This is a genomic window from Burkholderia sp. Ac-20379 (genome assembly GCF_017104645.1).
GTDB lineage: Bacteria > Pseudomonadota > Gammaproteobacteria > Burkholderiales > Burkholderiaceae > Burkholderia.
The window spans coordinates 1-9,154 of the sequence record NZ_JAAGPF010000298.1; the positions used below are offsets into that span (position 1 = coordinate 1).

General features: G+C 68.8%; 10 protein-coding genes. 9 read left to right on the forward strand and 1 reads right to left on the reverse strand.

Translation table 11 applies throughout. From position 1 onward, the window contains the following. The first annotated feature begins 76 nt into the window (after positions 1-76). The 6 genes from G3N92_RS26660 (at position 77) to G3N92_RS26685 (ending at position 5,136) form a co-directional block, all read left to right on the forward strand. Positions 77-700, forward strand: a complete 624-nt coding sequence (locus tag G3N92_RS26660; protein ID WP_206130583.1) for a DUF938 domain-containing protein — start codon at positions 77-79, stop codon at positions 698-700. A 106-nt stretch (positions 701-806) separates the two neighbouring features. Beyond that, positions 807-2,219 (forward strand): NADP-dependent phosphogluconate dehydrogenase, encoded by a 1,413-nt coding sequence (gndA, locus tag G3N92_RS26665; RefSeq protein WP_206130584.1) that lies wholly within the window; start codon positions 807-809, stop codon positions 2,217-2,219. A gap of 205 nt (positions 2,220-2,424) precedes the next feature. Further along, positions 2,425-2,754 (forward strand): DUF4148 domain-containing protein, encoded by a 330-nt coding sequence (locus G3N92_RS26670; protein ID WP_206130585.1) that lies wholly within the window; start codon positions 2,425-2,427, stop codon positions 2,752-2,754. A 334-nt stretch (positions 2,755-3,088) separates the two neighbouring features. Further along, on the forward strand, positions 3,089-3,400 hold the full coding sequence (locus G3N92_RS26675) for a cupin (protein WP_206130586.1): 312 nt from the start codon (positions 3,089-3,091) through the stop codon (positions 3,398-3,400). A gap of 98 nt (positions 3,401-3,498) precedes the next feature. Next, positions 3,499-4,275 (forward strand): peptidoglycan DD-metalloendopeptidase family protein, encoded by a 777-nt coding sequence (locus G3N92_RS26680; RefSeq protein WP_206130587.1) that lies wholly within the window; start codon positions 3,499-3,501, stop codon positions 4,273-4,275. A 324-nt stretch (positions 4,276-4,599) separates the two neighbouring features. Beyond that, positions 4,600-5,136 carry a cytochrome b gene (locus tag G3N92_RS26685; protein WP_206130588.1) on the forward strand — a complete coding sequence of 179 codons (537 nt, stop codon included), beginning with the start codon at positions 4,600-4,602 and terminating at the stop codon, positions 5,134-5,136. 312 nt (positions 5,137-5,448) lie between these two features. Here G3N92_RS26685 and G3N92_RS35380 read toward each other — a convergent pair whose 3' ends face one another. Next, positions 5,449-5,580 (reverse strand): hypothetical protein, encoded by a 132-nt coding sequence (locus G3N92_RS35380; RefSeq protein WP_277396197.1) that lies wholly within the window; start codon positions 5,578-5,580, stop codon positions 5,449-5,451. Here G3N92_RS35380 and G3N92_RS26690 point away from each other — a divergent pair. The 3 genes from G3N92_RS26690 to G3N92_RS26700 all read left to right on the forward strand — a co-directional run. Next, positions 5,528-6,604: a triacylglycerol lipase gene (locus tag G3N92_RS26690; RefSeq protein ID WP_206130589.1), complete on the forward strand. Its 1,077-nt coding sequence runs from the start codon at positions 5,528-5,530 to the stop codon at positions 6,602-6,604. The two genes, G3N92_RS35380 and G3N92_RS26690, sit on opposite strands and share 53 nt — an antisense overlap. Then, positions 6,604-7,626, forward strand: a complete 1,023-nt coding sequence (locus G3N92_RS26695) for a lipase secretion chaperone (RefSeq protein ID WP_206130590.1) — start codon at positions 6,604-6,606, stop codon at positions 7,624-7,626. The genes G3N92_RS26690 and G3N92_RS26695 overlap by 1 nt, the downstream gene beginning before the upstream one ends. Before the next feature lie 318 nt (positions 7,627-7,944). After that, a partial coding sequence (locus tag G3N92_RS26700; RefSeq protein WP_206130591.1) for an MFS transporter occupies positions 7,945-9,154 on the forward strand: 1,210 nt, incomplete at its 3' end.

Genomic DNA, 9,154 nt, shown 5'->3' on the forward strand with positions numbered 1-9,154 from the left:
TTCGCCCGCCGCGCCGATCCGGCACACTGCGCGCTTTGCATCTTTTCGCATCCTTTTGCATCGAGGCGCTTTCCGTATGACGCATCCGTCCACGCCCCCCGAACGCCTGCACGCGCCGGCCGCCGAGCGCAATCGCGAGCCGATCCTCGCGGTGCTGCGCGAGGTGCTGCCCGCGCAGGGCACCGTGCTCGAAATCGCCAGCGGCAGCGGCCAGCACGCCGTGCATTTCGCCGCCGCGCTGCCGCATCTCGAATGGCAGCCGACCGATCCCGATCCCGCCGCACTGGCCTCGATCGCCGCCTGGGCGGCCGACGCCGCGCTGCCGAACCTGCGCGCGCCGCGCCAGCTCGACGTGCGCGCCGACCGCTGGCCGCTCGATGCAGCCGATGCGGTGGTCTGCATCAACATGATCCATATCGCGCCGTGGGAAGCCGCCTGCGCGCTGATCGCGGGCGCGGCGCGCGTGCTGGACGGCGGCGGCGTGCTGCTGCTGTACGGTCCGTACCGCCGCAACGGCGAACACACCGCGCCGTCGAACGCCGCGTTCGACGCGCAGTTGCGCCGCCGCGATCCGTCGTGGGGCGTGCGCGACCTGGAGGCCGTGACCGAACTCGCGCAGGCCGCCGGATTCGAGCCGGAACGCGTCGTCGAGATGCCGGCCAACAACCTGTGCGTCGCGTTCCGCCGCCGCGTGCGCTGATCGCCGCCGGGCGCGATCGAGCGCCGCCGGCAGGTTTTCCCTTATCCTTTACGGCTAGGCGCGCGGCTCGGCCGGGCCGCGCCAGGATTTTTTCGGAGAATGAACCATGGGCAAACAAGCAATCGGCGTAGTCGGGATGGCCGTGATGGGCCGCAATCTGGCGTTGAACATCGAGAGCCGCGGCCACGCCGTGTCCGTGTACAACCGCAGCCGCGACAAGACCGACGAGCTGATCGCCGAATTCCCCGACCGCAAGCTGGTCCCGACCTACACGCTCGAGGAATTCGTCGCGTCGCTCGAAACGCCGCGCCGCATCCTGCTGATGGTGAAGGCCGGCGAGCCGACCGACGCCACCATCGCGGCGCTCAAGCCGCTGCTCGGCAAGGGCGACGTGCTGATCGACGGCGGCAACACGCATTTCACCGACACGATCCGCCGCAACCAGGAGCTCGCGCAATCGGGCCTGCACTTCATCGGCACGGGCGTGTCGGGCGGCGAGGAGGGCGCGCTGCACGGCCCGTCGATCATGCCGGGCGGCCAGCGCGACGCCTACGATCTGGTCGAGCCGATCCTCAAGCAGATCGCGGCCAAGGCGCCGGGCGACGGCGAGCCGTGCGTGGCCTACATGGGCCCGGACGGCGCCGGCCACTTCGTGAAGATGGTCCACAACGGCATCGAATACGGCGACATGCAACTGATCGCCGAAAGCTACGCCGTGCTCAAGCAGGTGGCCGGCCTGTCGAACGAGGAGCTCGGCAAGGTCTACACCGAGTGGAACCAGGGCGAGCTCGACAGCTACCTGATCGAGATCACCTCGAAGATCTTCGACAAGAAGGACGACGAAACCGGCGAATACCTGGTCGACGTGATTCTCGACCGCGCCGCGCAGAAGGGCACCGGCAAGTGGACGAGCCAGAACGCGCTCGACCTCGGCGTGCCGCTGCCGCTGATCACGGAATCGGTGTTCGCGCGCGTGTTGTCGTCGCTGAAGACGCAGCGCGTGGCCGCCAGCAAGGTGCTCAAGGGGCCGTCGCCGGCCAAGCCGGAAGGCGATCGCGCCGCGTTCGTCGAAGCCGTGCGCCGCGCGCTGTATCTGAGCAAGGTGATTTCGTACGCGCAAGGCTTCGCGCAGCTCGACACGGCCTCGAAGGAATACGGCTGGAAGCTCGATCTGGGCGAAATCGCGCGCATTTTCCGCGCTGGCTGCATCATCCGTGCACGCTTCCTGCAGAAGATCACCGATGCCTACACGACCAACCCGGAACTCGCGAACCTGCTGCTCGATCCGTACTTCCAGGACATCTCCACGAACTACCAGGAAGCGCTGCGCGACGTGGTGGTGGCCGCGGTGAAGGCCGGCGTGCCGGTGCCGGCGTTCTCGTCGGCGGTGGCGTACTTCGACAGCTACCGCTCGGAACGCCTGCCGGCGAACCTTGTGCAGGCGCAGCGGGATTTCTTCGGCGCGCATACGTTCGAGCGTACCGACAAGCCCGGCAGCTTCCACGCCAATTGGGCGTAAGCGCGGACACGAACGGTAATTGTTGCAGATACCAGCAACATCAATAGGGTTTATAGCGCTGGTATCCGAGGATTGTTATCGTTCGCAGAACAGTGTTTTCGTCGTTTCGGGGTTTTCCCTAGGTTTCAACGAGACTAGACTTCATCTCACTCGCTGCTCACATGGTGTGTGCGGTGAAGCAAAAAAATGTCTCGGAGGTTACATCATGAAAACGCTGATCGCTGCTGTTGCTGCCGCTGCTGTCCTGTCCGTGCCGGTCGTTTCGTTCGCTCAACAATCGAACGGCCCGCTGACCCGCGCCGAAGTGAAGGCCCAACTGGTTCAACTGGAAAAGGCCGGCTATCAACCGGGCACGGATCGCACCGATTACCCGGCCGGCATCCAGGCCGCTGAAGCCCGCGTCAACCCGCAACAAAACTACGCCAACGCCGACACGAGCGGCTACGGTTCGCAACCGGCCGCTGCCGCCGAATCGGGCACGCCGTCGAAGGTTCGTCGCATCGCCGACGGCGCCCCGATCTACAAGGGTCGTTAATCGGAAGCGGGCGGCGCGCCGCAAGGCAGCGCCACCCGCGCCGGCAAACGGTTCGATGTAGTTGGTGTGGTTCGCAGTCGAAGCCCGCGGTTTCCGAAAGGAACCGCGGGCTTGTTTTTTGCATCGCGAAAACCTGAAGCCCGGCCCCCGGCCGAACGGCCAGCGGATACGCCATCGATCCGGAAACGGTGCAAAATCGTCCAGCCTTGCAGGGAATCGGGGCGCGATGGTTCCGAAATTCGCGCCGAGCAGGTACTATCCGACGGGCACGCAGCGGCCTGGCCGGGCCGCGCGGCGAGAAGGCGGCGCCACCGCCGCCATGCCGGAACCCGACATGAAGCTCATTCGCAGCAAGACCTTTACTGCGTCGCGCGCATGGGGCGCGCTCGATATCGCCAACATGCGCGGTATCACCACGCGGCTCCACTGGACCGACCAGCCATACATCTGGCATGTGAACGACGGCGAGGAAGTGTTCGTCGTCCTCGACGGACAAGTCGACATGCACTATCGCGATGCCGCCGGCGAGCATGTAGCCTTGCTCGAATCCGGCGACATCTTTCATGCCACGGTGGGCACGGAGCACGTCGCCCATCCGCGCGGAGAAGCCCGTATTCTCGTCGTGGAAACCGAAGGCAGCGTCTGAAGCCCCCATACCCACGGGGGCGGCCCACCCGGGCCACGTGTCCGGCACGCGTATGCGATGCGCGGCCGGACGCAGCGAAGCGAAACCAGGGAGGCAGCTTGAGAAGAACGATCTTCACCGAAACCACCACGTACCGTCGCGCCGTGTCCCGCGCGACGCTGCTCGCCGCGGGCGCTGCGCTCGTCGGCGGTTGCACGATGACGCCGTGGACGGACTCGTACCAGCCGACCACGCAACCTGTCCGGCAGACCCAGGCCGGCGTGCTGGCGGGTTATTACCGCGTCAACCCCGGCGACACGCTGCCGTCGATCGCGGCCGGCTTCGGCCAGCGCGTGCAGGATGTGGCGGGCTGGAACCGCATCGCCCCCACCGACATGCTGACGCCGGGCCAGGTGCTGCGCGTCTCGCCGCCGCCCGGTTCGACGGCCGTGACGTCGCCCGTGCCGGCCGGCGCCGCGCCGTCCGCCTCCACGTTGCCCGGCGCGCAGCCGCCGGTGCAGACGCAAACCACGCCGCTGGCCTGGCCCGCGCAAGGCACCGTGATCTCGCGCTTCATTCCGGGCAGGACGCGCGGCATCACGATCGCCTCGACGGGCGACAAGACCGTGCGCGCCGCCGCGCCGGGCCGCGTCGTGTACGCCGGCACCGGCGTCGCGAAGTACGGCCCGCTCGTGATCCTCAAGCACGAGAACGGCCTGATCACGGCCTACGGTCACAACGGCCAGTTGCTCGTCAACGAAGGCGATGCCGTGACGGCGGGCCAGCCGATCGCCGAAATGGCGACCGGCCCGGACGGCCGCGCGTCGTTCGACTTCGAAGTGCGTCAGGACGGCAAGCCGGCCGATCCGATCAGCTTCCTGCCGCGCAACAACTGAGGCAGGCGAGGGCAACCGGCATGCGCCATCGCGTGCCGATTGCCCGCTCGATCCACCCGCATCGTGTGCTCGCGCGATGCGGGTTTTTCTTTTCGCCGCGCTGGCGGCGGCGCGTCTCGAGGGGCCGCCTGCACCACGTTCGTGGAACGTTCGATGCTACGTACGGCCCGTTTCCGCTTTCTTGCCGCAACCCCCTGCACGTGCCCGATTCGCGGCGTTTCGCTCTGTTTCGCGTCATTCCGGCCCGGTACAATCGCGGCTTCAGCCCCGGCCAGCCAAGCGCCGGAGGCTTTCCCACAATAAAGAAAGACCAACGGAGCCTCGATGAAGAACATCCTAGCGACCCAGCCTCGCTATAACCGCCCGGCCATTGCGTTTCACTGGGTGATCGTGCTGGGCATCGCGCTGGCCTATCTGGCGATCGAGATCCGGGGGCCGAAGGGCACCGATAGCCGCACGTTCTGGATGAACGTGCACTTCTGCGCGGGCACCGCCGTGTTTCTGCTGTCGGTGCTGCGCGTGTTCTGGCGGTTCGGCTCGCGCCATCCCGATCCGCTGCCGCAGCCGGCCGTGCTGAAAGTGCTCGCCAAGCTCTCGCATCTCGCGCTGTATCTGTTCACGCTCGGCCAGCCGCTGCTCGGCATCGCGTTCGTCAACATGGGCGGGCATCCGGTCACGATCGCGCCGCTCGGGCTCTCGTTCACGCTGTTCGACGCCAACCCGGCCCTGCGCGGCCCGCTCAAGGAAACGCACGAGTTGCTCGGCAACCTGTTCTATTACGTGATCGGACTGCATGCGCTGGCCGCGCTCTGGCATCACTTCATGAAGCGCGACGCCACGTTGCGCCGGATCCTGCCGTAAGCGCGGCGGCGCGGCTCGACCGCGCCGCTTCCCGAGCGGCTTCCCGAGCCGCGCCATCGCAGGATGTTGCGCCCGCAACATCCTGTCCGTTTCAAACGATCCGCCCGCATCGGCTGCGATCGCATCTCCCGCTTGCCGCCTCTCGCGGTGCGGCGGTTTCGCATCGTTTCGCACGCCATGGCCATGCGATGCGGCATCGCAGCACCACGCCGCATCGCATCCGCCCGCCCGATCGCGCCGCCCCCGTCAATCGAGTAGAGACGCGCTTCCAAACAGCCGTCCGACTGCGGACAAGCCGCGCGCCCGCGTGCTTCACTCCGCACTTGCCGCGATCGCGCCTCGGCGCTTCGTTGCATCCACATCGACACATCCCATAACGATGGAGACAAGCATGTACAGATCGATGCGTTCCAGGCTGGTGGCGAGGGCGGTGGCATGGGCCATGGCGGCGGCGCCGCTGGCGGGCGTGGCGGCCGCGATGATGGCCGTGGCCCCGGCCGCGGCGGCGGCCGATACCTACGCGGCGACGCGTTATCCGGTGATTCTCGTGCACGGCCTGTCCGGCACCGACAAGTTCGCCGGCGTCGTCGATTATTGGTACGGCATCCAGAGCGATCTGCAATCGCACGGCGCGCAGGTGTACGTCGCCAATCTGTCGGGATTCCAGAGCGACGACGGCCCGAACGGGCGCGGCGAACAACTGCTGGCCTACGTGAAGCAGGTGCTTGCGGCCACGGGGGCGACCAAGGTGAACCTGATCGGCCACAGCCAGGGCGGCCTGACCTCGCGCTACGTCGCGGCCGTCGCGCCGCAACTGGTGGCGTCGGTCACGACGATCGGCACGCCGCATCGCGGCTCCGAATTCGCCGATTTCGTGCAGGACGTGCTGAAGACCGACCCGACCGGCCTCTCGTCGGTGGCGATCGCGGGCTTCGTCAACGCGTTCGGCGCGCTGGTCAGCAGCTCGCACAACACGAATCAGGACGCGCTCGCGGCGCTGAAGACGCTGACCACGGCGCAGGCCGCCACCTACAACCGGAATTTCCCGAGCGCGGGCCTCGGCGCGCCGGGCTCGTGCCAGACGGGCGCGGCGACCGAAACCGTCGGCGGCAACACGCATCTGCTGTATTCGTGGGCCGGCACGGCGATCCAGCCGACCGCGACGGTGCTCGGCGTGACGGGCGCGAGCGACACCAGCGTCAACCTGATCGATTCGGCGAACCTGACCGATCCGTCCACGCTGGCGCTGCTCGGCACCGGCGCGGTCATGATCAATCGCGGCTCGGGCCAGAACGACGGCCTCGTGTCGCGCTGCAGCGCGCTGTTCGGGCAGGTGCTCGGCACGAGCTACCACTGGAACCATCTCGACGAGATCAACCAGTTGCTCGGCGTGCGCGGCGCGAAGGCGGAAGATCCGGTCGCGGTGATCCGCACGCACGTGAACCGGCTGAAGCTGCAGGGCATCTGATGGGGGTGGCCCGTCTGGCGCTGTACGCGGCTTGCGGCCTGGCCGCGTCCGGCGCGATCGTGTTCTGGCTGGTGCCGCCGCCCGCGCAGCATGGGCCGGGCGGCGCGGGCGGGCAGGCTGCCGTGGCCGCGCCGCCTGCCGCCGCATCGGATGCGCCGGGCGCGTTGGCCGCGTCGCTGCCGAGCGGGCTGGCCGGCTCGCAGGCGCCGCGCCTGCCGCTCGACGCGGGCGGCCGGCTCGCGCGAACGCGCGCGGTGCGCGATTTCTTCGACTACTGCCTGGGCGCGCAGAGCCAGCTCGCGCCGGCCGCACTCGATGCGCTGGTGCGCCGCGAGATCGCGGCGCAACTCGACGGCAGCCCGGCGCAGCAGGAGGCGCTCGACGTCTGGCGCCGTTACCGCGCCTATTTCGACGGCCTCGCGCAATTGCCGGGCGGCGGCGCGGTGCTCGGCGACAAGCTCGATCCGGCGGCGATGCAACTGGCGCTCGACCAGCGTTCGGATCTGGCGAACCGCACGCTCGGCGAGTGGGCCGCACCGTTCTTCGGCGACGAGCAGCGCCATCAACGGCTCGATCTCGAACGGATCCGCATCGCGCGCGATCCGTCGTTGAACGCGGCGCAGAAGGCGGCCCGGCTGGCCGCGCTCGACGCGCAACTGACGCCGGACGAGCGCGCCCGGCGCGATGCGTTGCAGGCGCAGCAGGACGCGGTGGCGAAGATCGCCGTCCTGCAGCAAGCGGGCGCGACGTCCGACGAGATGCGCGCGCAGATCGCGCAGACACTCGGCCCCGCAGCCGCCGAGCGCGCCGCGCAACTGCAACGCGACGACGACGCATGGCAGGCGAAGTACCGCACGTACGCGGCCGAGCGCGACCGGATCGCCGCTCGGGCGCAGGCGCCTCAGGATCGCGATGCGCAGATCGCGCAGTTGCGGCAGCAGACGTTCACCGCGCCGGGCGAGGCGATTCGCGCCGCCGCGCTCGACCGGGCCGCGCCGGCGGCGGGCGGGCAGGGCGGCTAGGGATGATCAGGGCATAGGGCCGGACACGAATCGGACACGCATCGGCCGCGAGGCCTCCCTGGCATCGATTCGTTTTCCTTGGCGAACGGTTCCGGCAAGCTTGCATCGATTTCGCAGTCCTTGCCTTTCTGCAAGCTTTCTTCCGTCGCGCGGGCCTGCACGATTCGCACCGCTCTGCAACAATGCGGAAGCGGCGGCGCACCGTCGCGCCGTTCCATCCGCGATGCGCGTCGCGCATCGCCCGTCCCACCGAGTCGAACCTTGTCCGAAACCCTTCTCGCCGGCGGCTCCGCGGAGCCGGCGTTCAATTGGCGTGCAATGCTCGCGCTGTTGCTCGCGGTCGCGCTCGCGACGCTCGACACCGCGATCGCCAACACCGCGCTGCCGGCCATCGCCGCGGATCTCCACACGGCCCCTGCCGCCTCGGTGTGGATCATCAACGCCTACCAGCTCGCGATGGTGGCCACCTTGCTGCCGCTCGCGGCGCTCGGCGACATCGTCGGCCACCGGCGCATCTACATCGGCGGGCTGATCGTGTTCACCTGCGCGTCGCTGGCCTGCGCGCTGGTGTCGACGCTGCCGATGCTGACCGCCGCGCGGGTCGTGCAGGGCCTGGGCGCGGCGGCGATCATGAGCGTCAACACGGCGCTGATCCGTTATCTGTATCCGGCCAAGCGGCTCGGCAGCGGGCTCGGGCTCAACGCGCTGATCGTCGGCACCTCGTTCGCGATCGGCCCGACCATCGCCTCGCTGATCCTGTCGGTGGCGGACTGGCCCTGGCTGTTCGCCGTCAACGTGCCGCTCGGCGTGCTCGCGCTGGCCGTGGCGATTCCGTCGCTGCCGCAGACGGCGCGCGGCGGCCATGCGTTCGATCGCGTCGCGGCGCTGTTCAACGTGGTGACGTTCTCGGCGCTGATCTTCGCGCTGGGCGAGACGGCGCAGCGCGGGCCGGTGTCGATCAGCCTGATCGCGGCGGCCGTCGCGCTGCTGTTCGGCTGGCTGATGATGCGGCGGGAGCGCGGCCACCCGTCGCCGATGCTGCCGGTCGACCTGTTCCGGCGGCCGGTGTTCGCGCTGTCGGCCGTCACGGCCGTCTGCTCGTTCGCGGCGCAGGGGCTGGCGTTCGTCTCGCTGCCGTTCTATTTCGAGGATGTCCTGCATCGCAGCGCGGTCGAAACCGGCTTCCTGATGACGCCGTGGTCGGCCGTCGTCGCGCTGTCGGCGCCGCTCGCGGGGCGCCTGTCGGACCGCTATCCGCCGGGCCTGCTCGGCGCGATCGGCCTGGCCCTGCTGGCGCTCGGCATGGCGCTGCTGGCGATGCTGCCGCCGTATCCGCACGTCGGCGACATCGTCTGGCGCATGGCGCTGTGCGGCGCGGGCTTCGGCTTCTTCCAGTCGCCGAACCTGAAGGCGCTGATGGCGAGCGCGCCGCCCGAGCGCAGCGGCGGCGCGAGCGGCATCGTCGCCACGGCCCGGCTGATCGGCCAGGCGACCGGCGCGGCACTCGTGGCGCTGTGCTTCGGCATCG